Raw genomic sequence first — 24,866 nt, forward strand, 5'->3', positions numbered from 1 at the left:
GTCAGGCCTCCAGATGGTCGCGGATCGTGCCGGTTTTGGGGGAGAGGTCGGGATCGATGTCGCGCATCTCAAGCGACAGCGCGATGGAATGCTGGCTCATGGCGGGCTCCAGATAGGTTCGGGCCGCCTCGAAGATGCGCTGCGTTGCGTCCTTCTTGTCGGCCTGCGAACGACCGGCCCGCAGCCGGATCGAGATATCGATGAACCCATGCTTTGGATTTCCGTCTGCGATGGCATAGTGATCAACACGGATCGCTCGGACGCGAATGCCTGCTAGCGGAAAGGTGTCAATCTCAGCGGCCGTTGCACGGATGCAATCGCACAGACCGCCCATGTCGATCCTGTCTTCCAGATTCCCGGAATATTCGACGTGAAAATGCGGCATGATTCCTCCGTTATTAATTAACATGTTTAGCATTATGAGTTTATGTCGTCAAGAAGTTGCGTTGTTAATCTTTGCATTTCCTGGGGCAGCACACTAGAAGGCGGCATGAACACTCAAAGCCATACCAAGAGCACCTCAAGGTCGCTTCCCATTGCATTATTGCGCGCCCGCGAAACGATCATGGCCCCCATCAGGGACATGCTGCAGGACATCCAGATATCCGAGCAAAAATGGCGCGTCCTGCGCGTACTGGATGAGCTTGGCGAGGTCGAGCAAAGCGCTATCGCCAAAGAAGCTTGTCTGTTGCTGCCCAGCCTGACGCGAATATTGCGCAGTATGGAAGCCGATGGGCAGGTCACACGTCGTCAGGACAGCCAGGATAAAAGGCGGACGATGGTGATGATTACAGATGCGGGTCGGCAGATTTTGAAAGACAACCTGCAAGCGTCATTGGCCATTTCAAATAGTATTGAGGCGCAGATGGGGCGAGAGAAGCTTGATGAGCTACTGGACCTGCTTGAAGAGCTGCAAGCTGTTAAGGTTTGACCCCGCCAGTTGGCAAGCGGGGTACGCGCGACGACTACAAACTCGACAATCCTGTATCCAGCGCTGACAGGATCTTCGCAACATCGTCGGATGTGACAATCAGAGGTGGCGAAATGATGATGTTGTTGCCAGATACGCGCACCATCACACCATCCTCATAAGCTGCCTTTTGCACCTGTATTGGCAGTTGTTTGGCAATCGGCGCTTTGGTTGCGCGGTCCGAGACCAGCTCCAGCGCGCACATAAGGCCCTCGCCCCCTCGGACGTCACCGATCACCTCGTGCTTTTCAGCCAGTTTCTTCAAGCCCTCGAACAGCTCATCTCCGCGTGCTGCAGCGTTTTCCCAAATCCGCAGACGATTGATTTCTGAAAGAGCCGCCAGTGCCGCCGCCGCGCCGACGGGGTGACCGGAATAGGTGTATCCCTGATCAACGGATGCCAACCCGGTTGTGTCATTTTCAAATACCTCGGCAACTGCCCCCGAGATCATCGCGGCGCCAAACGGGAAATAGCCATTGGTGATCGCCTTGGCCGTCGTCATGATGTCAGGCTGGACGCCCCAATGTCTCGCTCCGCTTTCACTACCGGTTCGACCAAACGCCGTGATGATTTCGTCTGAAATCAGCAGAATACCGTTCATCGAACAAACCTCACGCACCATGGGCATAAAGCTTTTGTGCGGCGGAATTACACCGCCAGCGCCCAAAATCGGCTCCATGATGAAGGCGGCAACCGTGTTGGCCCCCTGGAACGCAATCTCGGCTTCAAGCGCTTTGACGCAAAGCTGAGCCAGGCGTTCAGGGTCGGTTTCGTCAAACGGGTTGCGATAGGTCCAAGGCGCAGGCACATGAAAACAGCCTGGCATCATGGGTTCATACACGGCGCGGAACTTCTGATTGCCGTTAACCGAAGCGGCAGCGAAATGGGTGCCGTGGTATCCCTGCTTGAGACTGATGAACTTGGTGCGACCGGCCTCACCCCGAACTTTGTGGTACTGGCGTGCCAGCTTTAGTGCGACTTCCACCGAATCCGATCCGCCCGAGGTGAAAAAGGCACGCGTAAGCCCGTCAGGGGCAAAGAACTGCGCCAATTCGTAAGACAGCTCGATCGCCTTGTCATTGCTCGTGCCCCGGAAGGTCGAATAATACGGCAGCGCATTCAGTTGATCAGTGATCGCCTGTTTCACCGGATCGCAGGAATAGCCCAGATTAACGTTCCAAAGGCCACCCACGGCGTCGATGGCCTTGTGCCCGTCCACATCGATGATGCTAACCCCTTCCCCGCCGGTCAGAATGGTCGGAGGGTTGTTCCGGCTGTCGGCCGGGTGCGCCATCGGATGCCAGAAATGGCGGGCGTTGTTCTCCTTAAGAAAGTTGGAGTCTTTCATGTTGCGGTTCTCCGGGGGTTGTCCACTTTCGCTTATGGGTGGAACTCGGTTGGAAAGGCCTCGGGCATTTGGCCGCCGAAATTTGCGGTCAGATCGCGCGAGAGGGATTGAAGTGATTTCAGGATCAAGGGCAGGCGCTCATGAGTGGCTCTAATCTCGGGCACGGCGATCGAAATGGTTCCAAGGGCGATTTGATCGATGCCGAAGATTGGCGTTGCAAAACCAAAAACACCTTCTTCGTAGCTGCCGTTGCTGTTGGCCCAGCCAGCCCGCTGGATCAGGGCAACTTTTTCCTTGATCAGATCCGGGTCTGTCAGGGTGGATTCGGTGAAACGTACCTGCGCTTCCTGATCCAGACGATCCAGCAGGAAAGGTGGGCCAAAGCTGAGCATACATAGACCCGCCGCAGTCGCGTTGACCGGGATGATCTCGCTTGGATCAAGGCTGACGCGAACGCTGTGCTTGGTTGTCTCAACCACGATGGCGGTTTGCAGGCTGCCCTGTTCCAGCAGCGTTAGGTGCAGGCTCTCGCCAACCTCCTGCATGGCCAAGTGCATTTTTTGGCGCGCGCCTTCAAGGCCAGGTTTGGCAATCTCGCGCAGTGCCGCAAGCCGCAGCGCAGCTGGTCCGATGGTATAGGTCTTTGACTGCGGGTTTTGTTCGATCAACCCGAATTCTTCAAGCGCTCGTAGGTGACGCAGGGCTGTCGCCTTATTCAACCCTGAGAGGCGCGCGGCCTGACTCAGGCCGATTTCGGCCATCGTGTTTGAGAATAAGTCCAGCATTTTTAGCGCATTAAGTGCGGCACCCATGTGTTTTGCCTCCTTCCGCAGAGGTTATCCTTGACAGAATGAACTTAACAAAGCAAGATTATTATTGTTAACACGGTTCAAATAATGAACCATTCACTGGGAGGTGTAAATGAAAAAGTTTATTGCGGCAGCCGTGATGGCCGCCTCTGCAACGGCCGCTTTGGCAGAATACCCCGAAAAGCCGGTATCCTTTGTGGTTCCTTGGCCTCCGGGTGATCTTGAAGACGTCCTGACCAGAATGATCGCAGATGAATTTCAGGCGATGTACGGGGTACCGGCAGCTGTTGTGAACAAGCCCGGCGGCGGTGGTGGTCCTTTCCCCGGCGCAGTCGAAGTCGCCACAGCACCGGCGGATGGCTATACGATCGGGTCGTTTGTGATTGGTGTTCCGGTCATCGGGCCCGAGATTGGTATTCCTGAATTGAACCCGAACCCGTTTGAACCGATCGGCATCTTCCTGACCTACCCGTTCGTAATCGCGTCGAGCAAAGACGCCCCGTTCCAAAGCTGGGATGAGTTGGTGGAACACGGCAAGTCAAACGACGTGGCACTCGGCCACTTTGGCTCGGTTCTGCCACCCACGCAGGTTACTTTTGCCGCCGCTGTCAGCAGCGGTTTCGACTTTGCCAGCGAAGCCGCGTTCGATGCGCTGGACTGCAACACCTTGGCGTCCGGTGACGTTGATGTCATCAACACCACGCTCCAGCTTATTCTGCCCTGTCTGGATGAAGTGAACGTGCTGGCCAGCATCGGCGGCGACCGGATCGCTCTGGTACCGGATACGCCGACAGTGGTTGAGCTTAACCCAGACCTGCCATTGGCGCTGTGGAACGGATTGTTTGTTCACAAAGACACGCCGCCCGAGGCTCGCGAAAAAATCACCGCCGCAGCCCAAAAAGCACTGCAATCGGACAAGGCTAAAAAGCTTGCCGAAGAAACCGGTGCGCTGATCTATTGGCAGGATCCCGATGCTTCGAATGCCCAGATCGAGCAAGATAAAGCGTCATTCGCCAAAATAGAAGAAATTCTAGGCGAGTAACACCCCGGATCGAGGCGCGGGCAGTGATTTCCGCGCCTTCTTCATAGGGCTGGGAGGATGAAATGATCGCAAGAACGCTTCAGGACATGTTCAAACGGTATCGCCGTCCGGGTGATATTGTCTTTGCCGTATTGTTCCTGGCTTTCTCGGTGTTTCTGCTGTCTCAGCTTGGGGAGCAGACACAGGTCGTCAAGCGGACCAAATGGTTTGCTCAACCCGGTCTGTGGCCCACCGTTGCCGTGTGGTGCATGGTCTTGTTCAGCTTTTTACATTGGCTCAGCTCTGCCTTATCCGATCGGATCGATGGTCGTTGGGCCGAGGTCGGGTTTTGGGTCCGGTCTCTGGAATATGTGGCTTATTTCCTGATTTATGTCCTACTGGTGCCACAGCTTGGCTATCTGCCGTCCACCATGTTGTTCGCGGTGTTTCTGACGCTGCGCTCCGGGTTTCGAGGCTCGGGCGCGATCGGCATCGCAGCCCTGTTCGGCTTCGTCGTCACCATCGTGTTCCGAGCGTTTCTGCAAGTCAAAATCCCAGCAGGGGCTGTCTATGAATACCTTCCCGACTCGATCCGCGCCTTTGCGCTGACATATTTGTAGGGAGGCACGTATGGATACCCTTCTGTCCGGTGTTTCAATCCTGCTGCAATGGCAGGTCATCGTGGCCTTGTTCATCGGCTCGATCGGTGGTGTCATCATCGGCGCGCTGCCCGGTGTGGGCGCTGCCGTTGCCATCGCCATCCTGTTGCCCGCAACCTTTGCCTTTGAGCCCATCGTCGGTTTGACATTGTTGTTGGGGATTTACGGATCATCCATGTATGGCGGCGCGATCCCGGCCATCCTGATCAACACGCCCGGCACGGCGGTCAATGCGCTGACGACCTATGATGGCTATCCAATGACCAAGCGCGGCCAAGGCCACAGGGCGTTATCGCTGGCTTATTCAGCTTCATTCTTCGGGGGGGTCTTTGCCATCATCTGCTTGATGGTCCTCTCGCCCGTGTTGGCCATGATCGCCCCGCATTTTGGCAGCCGAGAGATTTTTCTGGCCGCGTTGCTAGGTATTGTTCTGGTCGTTTTAGCCCATCGAGGACAGATCTTTGCAGCAGGTATGCTTGCTGCCTTTGGCGTCTTTTTGAACACGGTCGGACTGGAGCCCGTCAAATATACGCGCCGCTACACTTTCGATCAAAGCTGGCTGGCGTCAGGCGTTGACCTGATCGTGGTTGTGCTGGGTCTGTTTGCGCTCAGCCAGGCATTTCTTTTGCTGTTGGAAAAGAACCATGCACCAGAAGACACTCACGTCAGCGGTAATATCTTTGCCGGATTGAAGGAACTGTTGGGCCTGAAACGGATCGCTACCGTTTCTTCAAGCATCGGGGTATTTATGGGCATGGTGCCGGGAACAGGTGAGTTCACTTCGCAGTTTCTGTCCTACACCTATGCTCAGAAAAGCTCGAAAAATCCCGACAAATTCGGCGATGGCTCGCCCGAAGGGTTGGTGGCATCCGAAGCCGCGAACAACGCCGTGCCGGGGGCAGCGATGATCCCCCTACTCGCCCTCGGTATACCCGGCGAAGCGCTTACGGCGATGATGCTGTCGGTCTTCTATGTTCACAACGTGATCCCCGGCCCGCAACTGTTTGAGAACCAGATGGATTTCGTCATGGCCCTATATATGGCGCTGATCCTGCTGAATGTGATCGTTCTGGTCTTTCTGCTGTTTTCGACAAACCTGTTGTTAAAGATCATTCAGATTCCCACACGCTTCCTGGGTGTGATGATCCTGATCTTAGCCTTTGTCGGGGTTTATAGTTTACGCAACTCGATCACCGATTGCGCGATCGCTGCTGGGTTTGGTGTCTTTGGCCTAATCCTCAAACGGCTTGATCTGCCGATCGTCCCGATCATCCTGGGCATGGTATTGGGCGGAATCATGGAAACCAAGCTTCGCAGCGCAATGGCACGGGTCAAGACGCCGCTGGACTTCATCGACCGGCCCATCGCAGCCATCCTGTTCTGCCTGATCGTGCTGATCCTGATCCTGCATTTCCGCACACTGTACTACGAGTTCAAAAACAAGCTGCGCCCCGAACCCCATGTCCCAGCCGTGGATTCCGACCACCCGAACCAACAAGGATAGCTTTCATGGATCAGTCTTCCATCGATGCCTTGCGCGTGCAGGAGATTGCCACACGCGGACACTTTATCAATGGCGATTTCCGTGCCGGTGAAACTGGCGCCCTGCATGAGGTGCTGTCGCCCATCGACGGCCAGCCTCTCGCTCAAATCGCCGAGGGCAGCCCGGCGGATGTGAATGCAGCGGTGCGCGCCGCGCAGACCGCGTTTGAGGATGGCCGGTGGTCGCGCATGGCCCCTGCAGGACGCAAGAAGATTCTGCTGAAACTGGCGGATCTGATCGAATCCCGCGCGCTTGAGATCGCGGTGCTGGGCGTACGCGACAACGGAACCGAGATCAATATGGCCTATAAGGCCGAGGCGCTCTCGGCCGCCGCCACCTTCCGCTACTATGCCGAAGCCGTCGACAAGATTTACGGACAGGTTGCGCCAACCAGCCATGACGTTCTGGGCCTTGTGCATCATGCACCTGTCGGAGTTGTCGGGGCGATTGTGCCCTGGAACTTCCCGCTGATGATCGGCAGTTGGAAAATCGCCCCTGCCCTTGCGGCGGGCAACTCCATCGTCTTGAAGCCTGCAGAAAGCGCATCGCTCAGCCTGCTTAAAATCGCTGAGCTGGCCGCCGAAGCCGGAGTTCCGGATGGCGTCTTCAACGTGGTGACCGGGCGCGGGTCGGTCGTGGGGGAAACTTTGGCCTTGTCGATGGATGTGGACATCATGGTCTTCACGGGATCCGGCGCGACAGGTCGGCGACTGCTGGAATACTCGGCGCGGTCCAATCTGAAACGCTGCTATCTGGAATTGGGCGGCAAGTCTCCGAATATTGTTTTCGCTGACGCGCCCGATTTGGCGGAAGCTGCCAAAGTTTCGGCCGCGGGGATCTTCCGCAATTCCGGTCAGGTCTGTATCGCAGGCTCGCGCCTGCTGGTGCAGCAGGACATCTACGAAGATTTTGTGGCCGAGATCACGCGCCACGCCGCAGCCTTTCGTGTTGGTGATCCGTTGGACCTGAACAGCCAGATCGGTGCAGTGCACAGCCTTTCAGAGCTGGAGGCCAACCTGGATTTTGTCTCAACAGCCGAAACAGAGGGGGCTGAACTCCGCACAGGCGGTGACCGCATTCTGACCGAAACCGGCGGGTACTATATGTCCCCCACTGTCATGGCAGGTGTCAAAGAAACGGATCATCTGTTCCAGAACGAGGTCTTCGGCCCGGTTCTGGCAGTGACCCCCTTCAAAGACGAAGCCGAGGCGATCCGGCTTGCCAATGCCACCGTCTATGGGCTCGCAGGCGCAGTCTGGACCTCGAACCTCAGTCGCGCGCATCGCATGGTGGCCGAAGTGCGGACCGGGGTCATGCATGTGAACACCTATGGCGGCTCGGACCTGACCGTTCCGCTTGGGGGCGTGGGTCAATCCGGGAACGGGCATGACAAATCTTTGCACGCGCTTGAGAAGTACTTTGAATTGAAAACCGCCTGGATAAAGCTCTGACTGCGGGGCGTCTGAACGACATGTCTTCACCGCTTTGTCTGAGGCCCATAGGTCGCATGAATAGGAGGAACCAATGACCACAAAGACAATCCTGCTGATTGGGACCTACGACACGAAGGAACCCGAGATGCGGTTCATCGAACAGGCGATCAAGGCGCAGGGCGCGGATGTGTTGTCGATGGATGTCTCGGTATTGGGCGACCCTTTGGAGCCAACCGACATCTCCAAGCACGACGTCGCCCAAGCGGCTGGAATGACCATCGAAGATGTCATCGCACAAGGGGACGAGAACAAAGCCTTTCGCGTGATGTCAGACGGTGCCTCAAAGGCCGTTACCCAAGCCTATGCGGATGGGCGATTTGACGGGATGCTGGCGACCGGGGGCACTATGGGCACCGATCTGGCCCTGGACTGTGCACAGGCCTTACCCATGGGGGTGCCTAAATACATCGTGTCGACCGTCAGTTTTTCTCCGCTCATCCCGCCGCACCGACTGGCTCCGGACATTCAGATGATCCTGTGGGCCGGGGGGCTCTATGGTATGAATTCGATCTGCCAGTCTTCGCTTGCGCAAGCGGCCGGCGCTGTTGTTGGTGCCACAAAGGCTGCCACAATACCGGATCGCAGCAAACCGCTGATTGGGATGACCAGTCTTGGATCCTCGTGTTTGCGCTACATGAAAACGCTCAAACCAGCGCTGGAAGAGCGCGGGTTCGAGGTTGCTGTTTTTCATTCCACCGGAATGGGCGGCATGGCTTTCGAAAAACTGGCGGGTGAAGGGGCGTTTGCCTGCGTCATGGACTTCTGCATGCAGGAATTCGGGAACCTGATGGCGGGTTCCGTGGTCTCCAGCGGTGAGGATCGCGTGACAAATGCCGGGCGTGTGGGCACACCACAGCTGGTTGCGCCAGGCGCGCTGGACCTTTTGGATTTTGCCGGATGGCAGGACATCCCTGACCAGTATGCCGACCGTCCATTTCATGAACACAACCGCCTGATAAAAAGCTCGGTCTTCAATGGCGATGAACGCCGTGCCTGGGTGCGGGAGCTTGCCAACCGATTGGAGGCCGCAACTGGCCCGGTTCACTTTTTTCTGCCCGTTCACGGGGTCGAAGCCTGGGACAAGGAGGGTGAAGAGGCGTATGATCCCGAAGCCCTGGCCGAGATGATGGATGAGGCCCATAAAGTCATGCCCGGGCGCGTTCCTATGACCGAAATAGACGCACATATCAACGATGCCGCGTTTTGCGATCATGTATTGGCCCAGTTCGATGAATGGGTCGCAGAAGGCGTGGTCGCAACATAAATTCGGGATTTACGCCCGTCTTTATGATATACACGCAGGTCAAACACAGCCTCGGTGGCGGTGAGTTCGGGCGCATTCTTCCACGTGCGGCCGACTTGCAGTTGGATGCATAACCATCACCGCTTGGATACTTGTTAAAGACTATTTTTCGGCGGAACCGTGTCACCGGTTCAAGGTGGCCAAAGACCTGCGCAGTAAGTGAAGAATTGAACTCAACAAATGCCCAGGATTAGCGACCCGTTCCGCCGGTGACGTTGCCAATATTGAGCGGCAACCAAACCGTTGGACCCGCATTTAGACGATCGGTCCAACCCATGAAAGGAGCGAGGAAATGCTAACCACGATTGCGATTTGGTATCTGAACCCAGAAACCCGGTCCAAAGGTATTGCTGCACTCCGGCGGCTTGCTAGGGACGTCAAGAAAAACGAACCTGATACCTGGGGTTACCTTGTGCACTCAGGTGGCGCGGACTCGGTCCCGCCATGCGATGACGATAAGATTGTGTTCGTGGAAATCTACAAAAACGAAAAGGCATTCAAAAAACACCTGAGCAAAGGATCGGATTTTTCGAAGTTCCTGAAAAAAAGTGGTCACCTTTTTCTTTCGGCCCCAGGGAGCGAGAGCCCATTCTTTCAGGTCATGAACGTTGATCGCATTCAGGGATTCGTGCGCCCCGAAGCTGGGTCGAGCAACGGCTAAAGGTAGGTCGGGCGATCCCGGCCGCCCCAAGGAAACCCTGTAATTTTGTTGATCCACGGGGCTTTGCGCCGGGTAAAGTTGCAGCCTGGTTCATCCATCAGGAATTGTTGGGCGACGCATTGTTGATATTATGTTATAAGAAGCCGTGATTTCGTTCTATCGTTTCTAATTTTGACCTGATCTATCTAAACTTACGAAGGCGACCATTTTGGTAAGTCCTGACGTTAATTGCCCAAATTGTGGTTCGGCCAATCCTGCCGGATCGAAATATTGCCAAAGCTGTGGAAACGCCCTGTCCCTTACGTGTACAGCGTGCGGAGCCCCAGCTTTGCAAAAGGCAAAGTTCTGCACGGCCTGCGGTGCGTCTGTGGTCGGATCAGCGCCGGTCAAAAAGTCAGAGCAAGACAATTCACCGCCACTAACGCCCGCACCTGAAAATGTTGCGGAACGGCGGCAACTGACCGTCATGTTCTGCGATCTGGTTGGTTCTACCGCGTTGTCCGAAAAATTTGATCCCGAAGACTATCGTGAGCTTATCACCCAATATCGCGATCTGGTCGGTAGCACGGTTGCGAAATTTGGCGGTGAGATCGCAAACTATGCAGGTGATGGTGTTGTGGCTGTCTTTGGTTACCCCGTCGCGCAAGAGGCGAGTCACTATTCGGCCGCGCTGTGCGCGCTTGAAATTACCCAGATGGCAGAGGGTATTGAAGTTGGATTTTCCAGCCAGCCGGTTGCGACCAACGTTCGCATCGGAATGCATACCGGACCCGTTGTTGTTGGCACCGCCAACAGCTCGTCATTGGACGAAAAGATGTGGCTGTTCGGAGACACACCGAACGTGGCGGCCCGTATTCAGTCCGTTGCCGAGGTCGGGCAAGTCGTGATCTCCGAGGTGACGCGACGCCTGATTGGTGAACGGCTCGACTTTGTGTCTTTGGGCGCGCCGCAATTGGCAGGGATTAGCGCTCCGCTAGAGCTGTTTGAGGCCCGGCAGAAGGTTTTGGGGTTCGAAACGGGGCGCAAAGACTTTTCACACGACAAAACACCAACCATCGGTCGGACGGCGGAAATTGCCTTGGTCCGATCTCGGTGGGAGGGTGCGCTGGAAGGTGAAGGGCAAGTGCTGTTGCTGACCGGCGATGCGGGTGTCGGAAAATCTAAGATCGCCTTTGGGCTAAGCGATGACCTGGCCGAAGAAGATGCGTCGCAATTCATTCTGTTCGGCTCACCGCTTCATCAAAGCAGCGCATTTTACCCGATAAAAAACGCGCTTACGGCGTTGACCGGAATGACACCTGATGAGACTCCAGAACAGAACCGGGCTAAGATCATCGGGTTTTTGTCTGAACTCGGTCTCGATGATCCTGACTGTGTTATGCCCATTCTGCGCCTAGTGGCGCTGGAAGACACTTCAATCCCGGCTGAACCAATGGCGCCTGAACGGGAAAAGGGTGCGTTGATCGAAGCGTTGCTGCGGCTTTGCGCAGGCTTAGAACAATCTTCACCGCTGATGTTGTTGCTAGACGACGTACATTGGTTCGATGCTTCCACGCTTGAGTTTGTCGACGGATGGGTTGAGCAACTGTCAAGTAGACGCTGCCTGGTCTTGATGACGGCCCGCAGTGAATTCCAGTCACCCTGGCGAAACCAGTCACATGTTACCACCTTGGAGCTGAACCGTCTGGTCCGGCGCGATATCTTCAAACTGGTTGAAAGCATTTCGGGAATCCGCCCCTCAGATGAGGTTCTGAGCCAGTTGGCTGACCGAACCGATGGCGTGCCGCTGTTTGTCGAAGAACTGACCAAGATGGCGATGGAATCCGGATTGCTGGCAAGCCGGGGGCAAAGCAAGGCCGAATTGTCCATGGCAATTCCGGAATCCCTGCAGGATTCCTTGATGGCCCGGCTGGACCGGTTATCCGCCAGCCGCGAGATCGTGCAGGTCGCCGCTGCGATCGGGCGCAATTTCGAAAGAAACCTGCTCGGCCACGTACTGAAATGGAGTGATCAGGAAATCACCTCAGCGCTGGAGCAGCTACTTGAAACAGAGTTGATTGTTCCCGCAGGGCTGAGAGGCGTGGAAGACACATATCGGTTCCGTCACGCCTTGGTACAGGATGCGGCGTATCAATCCATGCTGCGTTCGACAGCGTCCAGATGGCACGGTCAAATCGCGGCGGTTCTTGAAGAGAACTACAAGGAAATTGTTAAACACGAGCCAGAGATTCTGGGCCATCACTATTGGCGGGCCGGTGATTATTTGGCGGCCGAGCTCAACCTTATGCGGGCCGCGCGCCAGGCATTGGATCATTCTGCAAATGTTGAGGCCATCACCCATCTGCAACACGCCCTGGAATGTCTGCAGGAACTGCCTGCGTCGCAAGACCGCGACAGGCGCGAGATTGATCTGCAAATCACTATCGCGGTTCCGTTGGCCTTTGTACGCGGATACGCACATAGTTCGGTCCTCTCCGCTTATGCCCGGGCGCAAACCTTGTGTCGTGAATACGGCGAAACAGAGCGGTTGTTCAAAGTCGTCTATGGCCAGTTCCGATCGACAATGCTGGGGGGCGAATATGCTGTATCGAAACAGAATGCGGATCGCCTGGTGTCGCTTTGTCAGGATCTGAAAAGCCCTCTTGCCATTGTATCCGCCGAGAGATCACTTGGCTCGCTGCAGACATATCTTGGCCAGCCGCAGGACGCCCTAACGCATCTGCAGGCAGGGATTGATGTCAATCTGTCGCTTGAGCACCGGTTCATGGGGCTGGATTTTGACGTCGTTGATCTATCCGTCGCGCTTCAGGGATATCGTGCGCTGTCTTGCTGGTTGTCGGGCGACACGAAAAGCGCTTTGGACGCGATCGAAAAGGCCGTGCTTCACGCGGAAGAAACAGCGCATCCCTTCAGTCAATCCTTTGCAAATGCATTTCTGGGTTGGATCTCGCAGTTCCGCGGTGATGAAGACCTTGTACTGGAAAGCTCGGCCAATCTGATTGCGCTGTCAGAGGAGTACTCGTTTCAGTTCTGGCGTGGATGGGCGCGGATCATGAACGGATGGGCACGCCGGAACGAGTTGGGCGACGGCGCGCTGAAGGAAATCGAACTTGGTCTTCAGGAATGGCGGGATACCGGCTGCCGGCTGGGGTTGAGTTTCTTTCTGTATCTTTATGCAGACGCGGCCATCCTGTACGGACATCTCGAACTCGCAGAAGAGCTTTTGGACGAAGCCGAGCAGATCACGTTGGGTGGGGGGGAACAATTCTGGATTGTCGGTTTGACCCGGCTAAGAGGACGTCTGTCGCTTGCCCAAGGTCATGAAGAAGCGTGTATCGATCATTTCGAGCAGGCTGTCAGTTTGGCGCTGGACCGCGGGCATTTTGGTCCACTGCTGCGTACGATCAAAGAGCTGGCAAAGCTTGATCCAACCCCCGATTGCCTGAACCGGATCAAAAAAGCGGTTGAAGAAGTCGCCGGGTTCGATGGTCCGGATTTGGCCGAGACACGCGCTATTCTGAATAAACTTGGAACTGCAAAAACGGAGAGCTCATCACAGGACATTTGAAAAATACGAGATAGTCAAAGCCAGTCGGGAGGACATAGCCATTATGACTAAGAAGAAATCAAAAGGTGACCGCTGCCATCAGACGAATGTCACCGGTGTCATGCCAAAACTGCCCAAGCAGTTTGATACATTTCCCTTCTATTATGCCTCTCTGCAATGCCAATGGATGTATTGGTATACCTCAGTCGAAGCCGCCAAACCCTTCGTCAAGGGTACAGGATTGTGCGTGGCGGAGTTCCCCGATGAAAATGGAAAGAACAAAGCTGTCATTCTATTGAATTTTCAACGCTACACCGCCCACTATGACAATTCCTTGGGCTTTGTGAACGAGGTTGAATTTAACCTTCTGGCTTACCCTTCGAACCGGGTGCCCGGCGTTCCGAAGATGTCCCTGACCGAGTATCTGCACGGCCGCGATCAGACCAAAACCATCGGGCATCTGCGAATACACGTAGCCGCAGACAATGCGGTTGCAGTCAAGGCTGGGCGTCAGGCCTTTGGTGAGCCCAAGTTTCTGGGGCAGTTCAATTACAAGGTGCCGTCGCTGAACGCCAAGATGAAAGGCCATCCGCCAATCTCTCCGAAATCCTGGTGGATTCAATTGGTCAACCCCGACGACCCGCAAACCATCGTCTACGATTTGACCGCCGATTTGGGAAAGCTCAGTGGCAATCAGTGGACGACGACAAATTGCACTCCGATCCCAGAATTCGCGACCGGTCTTGGCCGCACTGTTTGGACCCGCTGGACAATCTCGGGCCTCTTCGAAACTGCAATGCTGGACAACAAGGACGGCAAGCGCATCGCCAAGACATTCAAACTGAAACTCGGCAACAACGATTTCCCGATGACACGGGACATGCATCGGTTGTTCACCGACTTCACCCCTGTCGCCGTACAGGTTTTCGAAAGCCCCCCCGCCTGCTTCGAGCCGCGCGGGTTCTACGTGGATGCCATTGATGGAGACCGCCATGTCACAGCATGACAACAGTCCCGCCCATCAGGCCTTCCTGACGGTCAGCGCGGCATTGACGGGTTACAATAGTGCCGAGTTGCAAGGGACCGGGTGCACCGGGGAATACTGGCATCAATTCCGACAGGTTCTACCAGAAGAGATTTTGAGCCGGTTTCTGTCTCACGCTCAATCCCTTGGGAAAGGGGAAGATGATCAGATTATCCGCCAAACTTATCTGTCGGACAGGTGCCTTGGCCCGATTGCGCGTTCGCTGATTCAGCTTTGGTACACGGGTCAGTGGGTTCCGCTTTCGCAAGAATGGCGCGAAAGCTACGGCGCTTCTCGCTTTGATGTGGTCAAGATCATCTCGACACGCTCGTACAAGGAAGGGTTGGTCTGGGACGCCATCGGTGCCCATCCCATGGGGGCAAAGCAGCAGGGTTTTGGTGCTTGGGCGCTTGAACCTCCTCGGAAACGGGAGGCGGGCCAATGAACGCGATTACAGACGACGACAGAACCTATGATGTGGTCATTGTCGGCGCTGGATTTTCTGGTGCCATTCTGGCGAAAGAGCTTGTGTCAGCAGGGCATACAGTTCTGATCCTCGAGGCCGGTGCAGATCACGGTAAAACGTGGGAGACCTACCGATCCTATCTGGATCAGTACTACCTCTCGTTGGCGAAAACACCGAACTCACCCTATCCGGATCTGCCGACTTTGCCGTCACCCTCGGTGCTGGACATCACGGCGGTTCGCGGCACCGAACCGGACACGAACGGGTACTTTGTTCAACGTGGCCCGTTGCCCTTCGGCAGCAACTATCTGCGTGCCTATGGCGGAACCTCCTTGCATTGGCTGGGCACCAGCCTTCGGATGATGCCCGCAGATTTCGAAATGCAGAGCAGGTTCGGCCAAGGGGTCGATTGGCCATTTGGCTACAAGGATATTCGATCCGACTATGAAAGAGCCGAGTGGGAAATCGGCGTCTCTGCGGACGCCGAGGAACAGACACCCAGAGCATTGGGAATAAAGACCTCGGGCAAGCATGATAACCGGGGGTACTTTGCTAAAGGATATGACTTCCCCATGCACTCGATACCCTCGTCTTATATCGACGGGTTCTTTGCCCGGGCAGACGGCATGCCCATTGAAATTGGCGAAGACCCTAAAGATACAGTTAGACTGAAAGTCTCACGCACTCCACAAGGCCGCAACTCAACCCCGCGCAAGCCAAAAAATGCCAATGGCATACCTGTGGGCCGTAAGATGAGGCCCCAATTCCGACCGCGCGGGTCAACCGGCCCGTTTGCTTATATGGGCCAACGATGCGAGGGCAACTCAAGCTGTATCCCGATCTGCCCAATCCAGGCAAAATACAATGCAATGAAAACGCTGGATGATGCCAGGCATCTCCGCAAACATCACATGCAGACAATCACGCAAGCCGTGGCGTCCAAGGTCGAGCTTGCCGAAAGCGGTCGGGTTTCGGGTATCGTGTACAAGAAATACCCGTTCTCCGGTGTTGCGCAATACGAACTGCGCCGTGCCAAGGGCAAACAATACGTCCTTGCTGGTGGAGCGGTGGAAAACGTAACTCTTGCGCTGGCTTCCGAGATTTGTCGGACCAGCGGCGAACTGGGCCGCAACCTGATGGATCATCCCTACATGATGACTTGGGGTTCCGCGCCCGAGCCGGTTGGTCCGTTTCGTGGGCCGGGATCGACGTCAAGCTACGCCAATTTCCGGGACGGGACCTTTCGTGACAGAACTGCCGCACATAGGCTCGAGATCGGAAACTGGGGCTGGAACTTTGCCACCGGGGCCCCAAACACGGATGTGGCGCGCTTTGTTGAACAGGAGAACCTCTTTGGCAAAGCGCTTCGTGACAAATTATATCACGATGTTCAAAGACAGGTTCGCATCGGTACGATGGTCGAACAACTGCCCCGCTCGACCAACCGAGTCACGATTGATCCCGCCTATCGCACACCGATGGGTGAATATCGCCCTGTGATCAGCTATGATCTGGATGACTATTCGCGGGCCGGTTTGGCGACGGCGTACGACACCTGTACGCAGATTTTTCAGCGCCTGGGTATTCGAAACCACACGGCATACAACCCATCTGACGCCGGATATTTCACCTATGACGGCCGGGGATACACGTTCTTTGGCGCAGGTCATCTTGTCGGAACCCATCGGATCGGAACGCACCCGCGCAATTCGGTGACTAATGACGTAATGCGAACCTGGGATCACGACAATTTGTGGATGGTAGGCGCCGGATCGATGCCAACAATCGCAACATCGAACCCGACACTCACGATGTCGGCAATGGCTTACCGAGCCTCCAGAGCAATATCGGATGCTGTTCGGAAAGGGGGTGCAAAATGACCTCGAAAGACAAACTGGAGAAAGAGCGCGCGACACTGTGTAAACTGTTTCAGGAGGCGCTTATTCTTGAACTCACTACCATTCCTCCCTATGCGACTGCGTGTTATTCGATCCTCGAACAAGGCCAGTATGACCGGTCTGAGCCAACAATCGTAAACGCCGAACCCATCGAAGTGATCCGGCAGGTTATGGTCGAAGAAATGCTGCACATGGTTCTTGCGGCGAATGTCATGAATTCGATAGGCGGAACTCCGGAGCTGAACAATCCTAAGCTGCTACCCAAATACCCCCAGCCACTGCTAAACGGGCGCGGTCCAACTGTTTATCTGCGCAGGTTTACGCCAGACCAAATCAAGAGCTTTCGTGCGGTTGAAACGGCACCAAAAGATGAAAGAGCTGCGAAAAGCGGTGATTATCATACGATCGGAGGTTTTTACATCTACATCCGGGAAAGGTTGCGCAAAGCCTGTGATACTTATGGGGATGCCGCGATTTTTACTGGTAATGAGGCACGACAAATCACCGACGCCGACTATTTCGGTGCTGGAGGTGAGGTGATCGAGGTGATTGGCACCCCGTCGCAGCGCCGTAAGGCCGCGCTGAAGGCGATAAAGAAAATCATGGATGAAGGGGAAGGCGCAGACCTTGGTCACAGAGCTGGCGACAATGACATCATCCCTGGCCCTGACCACCGCGAGGATGTTGCGCACTATTTCAAATTCAACGAAATCCTGCACAGCCGGTATTATAAGCCAGATGATAGCATAGACGGCCCGCCCACCGGTGGCGACCTCATCGTCGATTGGAGCGCGGTATCCCCGATGCGGGATGATCCGTCCGAAAAGGACTTCAAAAACGCGCCAGAGATCGCAGAAATATCTGCCGAATTTAACGCGGCCTGGTCCGGCCTGCTTGATGGTCTGCACATTGCGTTCAACACGGACAAGACTGCGCTAAGGTCATTGGTCCCAGCAATGTATGACATCAAGTCTCTGGCGCAGAAATTGATGCGTATTCCTTTGCCGGATGGATCAGGGGAAACTGCCGGGCCAACTTGGACGTATCTTGCAAGGACAAAGAGTTGATCGCTCGTTTCGTTGCAAGTCGATTAATACGCGGCAGCTATTTGGTCAAATTCGGAAAGCAATAATTTGCTGTATTAGCAGCGGCATAGCGCAGTCCTGAATCGGCCAAAATGATCTGAGATAGCACTCGAATAGCGCTATTTATCGTGCGTTGTTTCTTGACTCACCCAGGATGCGTGAGGATTTGAATCCACGACGATGACTTCGGTCAATCGATATGAACCCACTGGGCGCGCATCACATGCCAGTTGGTGGTGAAACTGCGAAACTAACGCATCGCCGTCATCTCCCGTCAGCAATCGCTTTCAGAGACGCAAATGTGGGCACGCGAACGCAGACGCGAAGACCTAGGGTGTTTTCTGGACCGTGAATAGCTCAATCTCCGAGGGATTGGACTTGCAAAGGTCCAGAAAACCTACCCTATTAACCGCAATCAGCCGCCGCTCAGTCGTAAGCTGCCGTCACGATCATTTCGACCTTCAATACATCACGGGCGAGCTTGGATTCTCCGCAGGCGCGGGCGGGCGCGTGGCCTTCGGGCACCCAAGCGTCCCAAACGGCATTCATCTCGGCAAAGTCTGCCATATCCGCCAACCAGATTTCGCATTTTAGGATGCGGGTCTTGTCGCTGCCTGCCTTTTGCAAAAGATCCTCAACCTTGGCTAGAATGTCCTGCGTCTGATCTGCCACGGTCGGCGCGTCCGAAGTCTGACCGCACAGGTAGGCAACGCCGTTGTGTTTGACGATCCGGCTCATGCGCTGACCGGTTTCGATGCGGGTGATTGTCATAACTTGTACTTTCTCATTGTTGAATTTAGCAGTGATTTGAGCTGCCCACGGCACAAGCGTTGAAATGCCAATGGGAGCCATAGATCAGAAGCCGGCATTCCGAGGCCGAGGTTCATTCAAGTCAGATTGTCCGCCAGTTCATTTTGATATCCAAAAAGGGCCGGCAGCCCGCCGGTGTGCAGCAGAATGACCTTCTGACCCGGTTTAATCTTCTGGCTTTCAACCAGATGCATCAAACCGGCGAATGTCTTGGCGGAATAAACCGGGTCGAGGAAAACCCCTTCGGTCCGTGCCATTTTTTCCAGTGCGGCACGCGTTCTCGCGTTCACTTTGCCGTAACCTGGCGGCAATGCATCGTCATAGACATCGATCCGCGCCTGCAATTGAGCGGCATCAACATCCAGCAAGTTTGCAAGTTTCTGTAGAACGATCATCATGCGGGCGTGTTGCTTCTCGCGATCTCTGCGCACGCATATTCCAAATACCGGGGCCGTGCTGCCTTCCAGTGCTAGACCGGTTAGCAAACCGCCATGCGTAGCACCACTGCCTGACGGCACAACCACCGCATCGAAATTGGGCATCTGGGCGCACAATTCCTGTCCGCCAACGACATAGCCCAACGCCCCCAGAGGTGGATGATTCAAGCCCAGATGAATGACGTATGGCGTGCGGCCTTGGGCCTTCAATTCGTCAGCACGCGCGTGCAATGCCGCGTCGGCCCCAGCTTCGTCTTCGCCCTCGGGATAGCTCATATGCTCGGCACCCAGAATCTGTGCCAAAAATACGTTCCCGGACCTGTAATACTCTTCGTCCATATCTGGGACACGCTCTTCTAATTGAAGCACGGATTGCATGCCCAGCTTAGCGGCCGCCGCTGCTGCAGATCGGACAAAATTGGACTGAACAGCACCGGTGATTAGAATGGTATCGGCACCTTGTTGCTGAGCATCGCCGAGGTAGAATTCGAGCTGCCGTGTTTTATTGCCGCCAAACACAAGCTCCGTCAGATCATCGCGCTTGAGCCAGAGATCGATCCCCAATTCCGCTGACAACCTGTCCAAACGTTCCAGAGGTGTCGGGCCCGACATAAGCCGGGCGCGAGGAAATCTCTCCAGATTGTCGTTTCGTTGCATCGTGTACCTCCCGGGATTATGCAATCATATAGGCGCGCTGGAACAGGACACAGCAAGCGATGAAAGAAACCACGCGGATCGCGGCTATGACGACCGATTGCGGCAAGTAAGGGCCCCCTGCCCGTCCAAGCAGGCTGCCTACCAGCGTGATTATGACAAAGCCGAGCAGTTGCGGCCCGTATGTGATGGCCTGCGTTTCGGACAGGCTGTGCAACAGGAATGCAATGCCATAAGCCACCAGCGCGATGGGTTGCACCAGCTTGGCCACCTCTTTTGCTGAACGGCCCTTTGCGATCAAACCAAACACCATAAGTGGGCCCGGTGTTGCCGCCCAGACGGTTGCAAGCCCGGACAATCCTGTAATGGCTGAAAACCCAAAACGCCCGATTGTGCCGCGCAAGGGAAGCAGGGTGGTGATCAAGCCGATCAACAACAAGCAGGCCGTCAAGGCCAGAACAAATGTCTCGTTCAACAACGGATAAACAGTAAGACCGGCAGCTACACCGACACAACATGCGATGATCGCATTAAGAATGAGTGGCTTGTTGTTCTTCAGTACATGACGGTCCGTCGCGACTACTGACACAAGGGTATTCAGCAACAGCAATATGGGAACCGCCGTCGAGGTGCCGAGCAGGATCATCATCGGGGGACCCGCGATGATACTGAAACCGATGCCCACGCCAACCTGCAGCATTGCCCCGAGGCAAATGGCGGCCATCAAAATAGACAGATCAATGGTCACATAGCACTCCTGCAGCTTTGGCATTGTTGCAAGACCTCAGATATCCTGAGGTTACGGCCATGGTCCATGTCATTCCTTCATTCGAATTGATTGGCACGCACTAACGCTGCCAGGGCATCAATCCAGAGTATAGCTCGCGGGCCGCTACGGAATGTGCCATTTGCGCAAGTGTCGTCAGATCATACACGGGAAGGCGCAGTTCTTCCTGAAGGCGCGATGCGTAGGGCGGCAGGTCTGTACACTCCAAAACCAGCGAGCGGATATCAGGGGCCTCAAGCATCAGGCTACGGGCTGCGTTCAGGACCTCGGCCTCGATCAGGTCTGTGTCCATACGGGTGCGGGTATTCCGCAAGATCACTTCTGCAAATTCACTAGTGTCCTCCAGTCCCTTCACCGCCACCGGAACACCGGCGGCACCGACGCCTTCAAAATGCCGGGCGGTCAAAGCAGACGCGTCTGCAGTCAAAACACCCACCGGAGCGTTCGCGCCGGTCATGTGATAAGCCAGCGGCACTTGGATCAGGCTGGAGGCAAAGACGGGAACAGAAACCGCTGCCGCGAGTTCCTTTTGAAACAGCGCAAGAAAGCCACAGCTGCCGGTAATGGCGCGCACGCCTTCGGCCTCAAGCCGTCTGGCACCTTCGATGAAGGGTTCAAGCAATTCCGGCGTAGGGTTGTTCAGAAGTTTCGGGACAGTCACCCCGTCGATCATTTCATACAGAACCGGAAATGGCAGGCTGGACGGGTTCTTGATATGGCCCGGTGGCTTTGGGAAATAGCTTTCAAGGCAAAGCACACCGATTGAGGCCCCGCAGATATTCTGGCCGCCTTGATAAATTGGCATTGTCATCAGGTCCTTTTTTGATTTGAAAGTTCAAAACCGGGTTGGTGTATACGGTGCTAAATCGATATTCGGGATGCGATCCGAGACGATATCCGCCACTAGCTCGCCGGTTTTCGGGGCCATCATCAGCCCGTAATGAGAATGCCCGAACGCTGCATAGAGTCCCTCTTGGTCTTTTACTTGCCCGATTGCGGGCAAGCTGTCCGGGAATGACGGGCGCCGACCCATCCAAAACCGCGCCTCACCTGTATCAAGCTCGGGCATCATGGCCTTGGCCTGTCGGGACAGGATTTGCTTCTTCCGTGGGTCAGCGGGTGCATCGGCGCTGCCGAATTCAGCCGTACCGGCGACCCTAAGCCCCCCAAGCATCGAACTTGCGACCACCTTTGCATCCACATCCATGACCGAGTTGTTCAGTTCGACCGCAGGGGTTGGGAATTCGACATGATAGCCCCTTTCGGCCACGAGGGGCATAGGCAATCCCAATGGTTTCAACAGGTCGGCAGACCATACGCCTGCCGCAAGAACAACATGGCTGGCGGTTAGCGTATCCTGCGCAGTTGCAATCTGCCAACCACCCTCTTCCGCGGGGGTAAGCTTGGTGACTTCGGTTTGCACAATCTCAGCACCTTGCACTTGCGCCTTTTCGGCCAAAACCGCTCCCACACGTCCCGGAGCGGTTACACGCGCTTGCCCTTTGATCACGATCGCACCTTTGAACGCTTCGGACATAGCGGGCTCCAATCGGCGCAGTTCGTCACCGTCGACGCGTTCCAGATCGCCGCCTTTTTCTCGGCGGATAAGATATCCAAGCCCGTCCAGATCAGCCTGTTCTGGTCGGCGAAAGGCGTGGATGTAATAGCTATCGGTGATCAGGTTCTCGTGCCCGGTACCAAGTAAATGACGCCGGTACAGATCGACGGAGGGGCGACAAAGAACCTCCATCGCGTCCGAAACTTCGCGAACAGTTTTTTCTCCTGAGTTTCCGAGAAATCGCAACCCCCAAGGAATCATTTTGGGCCAGAAGCTGGGCCTGACTGACAGCGCGCTCTTAGGGTCTAGCAGCATTTTGGGCAGCATTTTCCAGATACCGGGCATTGCTTGCGGAATGATCGACCAAGGCGAAACCACACCAGCATTCCCGAACGAGGTTTCCTGACCCGGCTCACCTCGATCGATCAGCCGAACCTGAATGCCCCGTTCCTGCAGCGACAAAGCGCAACAGATGCCGACGATTCCTGCGCCGATGATGGTCACTTGTTCTGTCATCAGTTCAGGCCGGAGATTGACTGCGGTTGCGCGCGATCAATTGGGTGACGATGACAGGCGAGGCAACGGCCAGCGCGATCAGGTCTGCCGTCAGGCTGGGCGCGACAAAGATAATCCCCGCAAGGGCCATCAGAATCCGCGCCGCAACATTCATCGGTTTCAGCCAGTAGCCCACAACCGCAGCCGACAGCGCGATAACCCCGGCGATACAGCTGGCGGCGGTGTAAGTGAACTCCCAGAAATTGAAGCCGGTTGAGGATACGAACAGCAGAACTGGCGCATATACGAAAGCCATCGGCGCAATCACCTTGCCCAATCCAAGAGTGAATGCCGACAGGCCAGTGCGGAACGGATTCGAGTTGGCAATTGCAGCAGCCGCGTAGGCCGACGTACAGACCGGTGGTGTGATTTCTGACACCACGCCGTAATAGAGCACGAACAGGTGGCTGGCGATGGGAGGAACGCCGAGCTGCGCCAAAGCAGGCTGTGCGACCGATACCAGCATGATGTACAACGCTGTGGTCGGGATACCCGCGCCCATCAGGATACAGACGATGGCTATGAAGACCAGTGAGATGAATAGTTGCAGGTCTTCCATGGCAAACAGCTGGAAGCTGCCGAACGAGATCATGTTGTAAATATCTGAAGCCAGATTGCCCGCGCCCTGTGTCACCATGAAGCCAATGCGAAAGCCGATGCCAGTGGTGTTGATCACTCCGACCACGATGCCAACCGCAGCCGCTGCGGCACCAACGGCCAGCGAGTACTTCACGCCCAGTTCGACCGCCTGCAGCATCTCGGGCACTTCAATCCGTTTCTGTGGATTCAGCGTGGCAATAACCGACAGGCCACAAAGGATTGCGGTCATCGTCAGGTCGAACCCGCCATCCGAAAATTTCCAAAGCACAAAAGCCAGGAAAGCCGCGGCATAGACCAGCGTTGGCGGCTGTTTGATCCGCGACATGCCCGCGATGACCGCCAGAGAAATACCGCAAAAAGCGGACATGAATGGCGTGTAGCCCGTAAACAGCACCACCAGCAGGCCGATCAGTGGCACGATATTGGCCCAGCCTTCCGCCCAGACGGCTTTGAGTTGCGGCAGTTGCTCTTTCGCCAGACCCTTCAGGTTCAGCTTGCGTGCCATCAAGTGCACCACAGCGAAGACGCCGACATAGTGCAGAATTGCCGGGAAGATCGCTGCGATCACAATGGTGGTGTACGGAACCTCAAGGAACTCGGCCATGATGAAGGCCGCAGCGCCCATGATCGGCGGAGTAATCTGGCCGCCGGCCGAAGACGCAGCCTCAACCCCGCCCGCAAAATGGCCCGGGTATCCGAGGCGCTTCATATTGGGGATAGTCAATGCTCCGGTCGATACGGTGTTGGCCACCGATGAGCCCGAGATCGTGCCAAAGAAAGCTGAGGACACGACTGATACCTTTGCTGGACCGCCAGTATAACGGCCCGCAAGTATAGTCGCGTTGTCGATGAACAGCTGCCCCAGACCGGTGCGTTGCGCGATGACGCCGAACAAAACAAAGTGAAAGACGATAGTCGAAACCACCCAGAGCGTGACGCCGTAGATACCTTCCTGCGGAAAATACATCGACGATACGAAGGTTTTGAAATTCACGCCGGGATGCTGCAGCAGTCCGGGGAAGTACGGCCCCAGCAGGGCGTATGAGATGAAAACACAGATGATAAGGGGCAGCACCCAGCCCAGCGTGCGCCGCGCAGTGTCCAACACCAAAAGGATGATGACGACGCCCAGAAATACATCATAGTTGTTGGGGTTGCCCATCCGGAACGTCTGTTCCTCGATCCCAAGGAACGGAATGCCGCGCCAGGCTATGCCAACATAGAGCGCGGCAATGATGCCAAGCGCCATGAAAACCAGATCATAGAGCGGGATGTTACCGATGCGGAACCGGCTGACCTTAAGGGCATAAAGGCTTTTGGCCCCGACAATCGGGATTGTGGCGTAGACCAGAATGAACAGCAGGGCGAGGTAGATGCCCATGTGCCAGTGGTCTGCGGGCAGGCCGAATCCGGCCGTGAAGAATTCGTAGAACGCTAAAATCAGGGCCACAACACGGAGAACTTTTCCAGCGGTGGGCGTCACCTTTCGGACGGCGGCACCTTCATCGAACTGTTCCTCGATGGCCGCTAGTTCCTCGGCCGTCAATTCGTGGTCATCAAGTTTCTGGGTCTCGGACATGATGGCCTCCCGATTTCGCATAGTTCCAGTGTGCGGTGCCCCACATAGGGGCACCGACG

21 protein-coding genes are annotated in these 24,866 nt (G+C 55.6%); 12 read left to right on the forward strand and 9 right to left on the reverse strand.

The features are described 5' to 3' along the window. Window position 1: 1 nt before the first annotated feature. A complete protein-coding gene (locus ACR0EN_RS07625; protein WP_170646866.1) occupies window positions 2–385 on the reverse strand; it encodes a 5-carboxymethyl-2-hydroxymuconate Delta-isomerase in 384 nt (127 codons plus the stop codon). Between the two features lie 105 nt (window positions 386–490). Between ACR0EN_RS07625 and hpaR the strand changes: the two genes are divergently transcribed. Beyond that, window positions 491–931 carry a homoprotocatechuate degradation operon regulator HpaR gene (gene hpaR / locus ACR0EN_RS07630; RefSeq protein ID WP_170394006.1) on the forward strand — a complete coding sequence of 147 codons (441 nt, stop codon included), beginning with the start codon at window positions 491–493 and terminating at the stop codon, window positions 929–931. A gap of 34 nt (window positions 932–965) precedes the next feature. Here the strand turns inward: hpaR and ACR0EN_RS07635 are convergent, their stop codons facing one another. Then, complete coding sequence (locus ACR0EN_RS07635; protein WP_170818310.1) at window positions 966–2,318, reverse strand: aminotransferase class III-fold pyridoxal phosphate-dependent enzyme; 1,353 nt, start codon at window positions 2,316–2,318, stop codon at window positions 966–968. 32 nt (window positions 2,319–2,350) lie between these two features. Further along, window positions 2,351–3,130 carry an IclR family transcriptional regulator gene (locus ACR0EN_RS07640; protein WP_170511797.1) on the reverse strand — a complete coding sequence of 260 codons (780 nt, stop codon included), beginning with the start codon at window positions 3,128–3,130 and terminating at the stop codon, window positions 2,351–2,353. Between the two features lie 109 nt (window positions 3,131–3,239). On the opposite strand from ACR0EN_RS07640, the gene ACR0EN_RS07645 reads away from it, so the two are divergent. The 11 genes from ACR0EN_RS07645 (at window position 3,240) to ACR0EN_RS07695 (ending at window position 17,809) form a co-directional block, all read left to right on the forward strand. Continuing rightward, the gene (locus ACR0EN_RS07645; protein ID WP_170394012.1) at window positions 3,240–4,169 is read left to right on the forward strand and encodes a tripartite tricarboxylate transporter substrate binding protein; all 930 of its coding nucleotides are present in this window, start codon (window positions 3,240–3,242) and stop codon (window positions 4,167–4,169) included. 62 nt (window positions 4,170–4,231) lie between these two features. Then, a complete protein-coding gene (locus tag ACR0EN_RS07650; protein ID WP_170394014.1) occupies window positions 4,232–4,768 on the forward strand; it encodes a tripartite tricarboxylate transporter TctB family protein in 537 nt (178 codons plus the stop codon). Between the two features lie 10 nt (window positions 4,769–4,778). Then, window positions 4,779–6,311, forward strand: a complete 1,533-nt coding sequence (locus ACR0EN_RS07655; RefSeq protein ID WP_170509171.1) for a tripartite tricarboxylate transporter permease — start codon at window positions 4,779–4,781, stop codon at window positions 6,309–6,311. Window positions 6,312–6,316: 5 nt separating this feature from the next. Then, a complete protein-coding gene (locus ACR0EN_RS07660) occupies window positions 6,317–7,801 on the forward strand; it encodes an aldehyde dehydrogenase (protein ID WP_480586005.1) in 1,485 nt (494 codons plus the stop codon). Between the two features lie 73 nt (window positions 7,802–7,874). After that, window positions 7,875–9,107 carry a Tm-1-like ATP-binding domain-containing protein gene (locus ACR0EN_RS07665; protein ID WP_170818308.1) on the forward strand — a complete coding sequence of 411 codons (1,233 nt, stop codon included), beginning with the start codon at window positions 7,875–7,877 and terminating at the stop codon, window positions 9,105–9,107. 331 nt (window positions 9,108–9,438) lie between these two features. Further along, window positions 9,439–9,807 (forward strand): putative quinol monooxygenase, encoded by a 369-nt coding sequence (locus ACR0EN_RS07670; protein WP_480586008.1) that lies wholly within the window; start codon window positions 9,439–9,441, stop codon window positions 9,805–9,807. A 208-nt stretch (window positions 9,808–10,015) separates the two neighbouring features. Next, a complete protein-coding gene (locus tag ACR0EN_RS07675; RefSeq protein WP_480586011.1) occupies window positions 10,016–13,375 on the forward strand; it encodes an adenylate/guanylate cyclase domain-containing protein in 3,360 nt (1,119 codons plus the stop codon). 43 nt (window positions 13,376–13,418) lie between these two features. Then, on the forward strand, window positions 13,419–14,360 hold the full coding sequence (locus ACR0EN_RS07680) for a hypothetical protein (RefSeq protein ID WP_170511785.1): 942 nt from the start codon (window positions 13,419–13,421) through the stop codon (window positions 14,358–14,360). Then, window positions 14,347–14,823 carry a hypothetical protein gene (locus tag ACR0EN_RS07685; RefSeq protein ID WP_480586013.1) on the forward strand — a complete coding sequence of 159 codons (477 nt, stop codon included), beginning with the start codon at window positions 14,347–14,349 and terminating at the stop codon, window positions 14,821–14,823. Before ACR0EN_RS07680 ends, ACR0EN_RS07685 begins: the two co-directional genes overlap by 14 nt. After that, the gene (locus tag ACR0EN_RS07690; RefSeq protein WP_170818306.1) at window positions 14,820–16,724 is read left to right on the forward strand and encodes a GMC family oxidoreductase; all 1,905 of its coding nucleotides are present in this window, start codon (window positions 14,820–14,822) and stop codon (window positions 16,722–16,724) included. Before ACR0EN_RS07685 ends, ACR0EN_RS07690 begins: the two co-directional genes overlap by 4 nt. After that, window positions 16,721–17,809 carry a ferritin-like domain-containing protein gene (locus ACR0EN_RS07695; RefSeq protein WP_170818305.1) on the forward strand — a complete coding sequence of 363 codons (1,089 nt, stop codon included), beginning with the start codon at window positions 16,721–16,723 and terminating at the stop codon, window positions 17,807–17,809. Before ACR0EN_RS07690 ends, ACR0EN_RS07695 begins: the two co-directional genes overlap by 4 nt. A gap of 444 nt (window positions 17,810–18,253) precedes the next feature. Here ACR0EN_RS07695 and ACR0EN_RS07700 read toward each other — a convergent pair whose 3' ends face one another. The 6 genes from ACR0EN_RS07700 to ACR0EN_RS07725 form a co-directional block, all read right to left on the reverse strand. Next, window positions 18,254–18,598 (reverse strand): RidA family protein, encoded by a 345-nt coding sequence (locus tag ACR0EN_RS07700; RefSeq protein ID WP_170394035.1) that lies wholly within the window; start codon window positions 18,596–18,598, stop codon window positions 18,254–18,256. 116 nt (window positions 18,599–18,714) lie between these two features. After that, complete coding sequence (locus ACR0EN_RS07705; protein ID WP_170422665.1) at window positions 18,715–19,731, reverse strand: D-cysteine desulfhydrase family protein; 1,017 nt, start codon at window positions 19,729–19,731, stop codon at window positions 18,715–18,717. A 16-nt stretch (window positions 19,732–19,747) separates the two neighbouring features. Further along, complete coding sequence (locus tag ACR0EN_RS07710) at window positions 19,748–20,476, reverse strand: TSUP family transporter (RefSeq protein ID WP_480586016.1); 729 nt, start codon at window positions 20,474–20,476, stop codon at window positions 19,748–19,750. Window positions 20,477–20,576: 100 nt separating this feature from the next. Next, window positions 20,577–21,320, reverse strand: a complete 744-nt coding sequence (locus ACR0EN_RS07715) for an aspartate/glutamate racemase family protein (RefSeq protein WP_170596466.1) — start codon at window positions 21,318–21,320, stop codon at window positions 20,577–20,579. 30 nt (window positions 21,321–21,350) lie between these two features. After that, window positions 21,351–22,589: an FAD-dependent oxidoreductase gene (locus ACR0EN_RS07720; protein WP_170818301.1), complete on the reverse strand. Its 1,239-nt coding sequence runs from the start codon at window positions 22,587–22,589 to the stop codon at window positions 21,351–21,353. Between the two features lie 4 nt (window positions 22,590–22,593). Continuing rightward, on the reverse strand, window positions 22,594–24,807 hold the full coding sequence (locus ACR0EN_RS07725; protein ID WP_480586020.1) for a TRAP transporter permease: 2,214 nt from the start codon (window positions 24,805–24,807) through the stop codon (window positions 22,594–22,596). Window positions 24,808–24,866 lie beyond the last annotated feature (59 nt).

The sequence above is a fragment of the Ruegeria sp. AB7 genome, assembly GCF_056542625.1.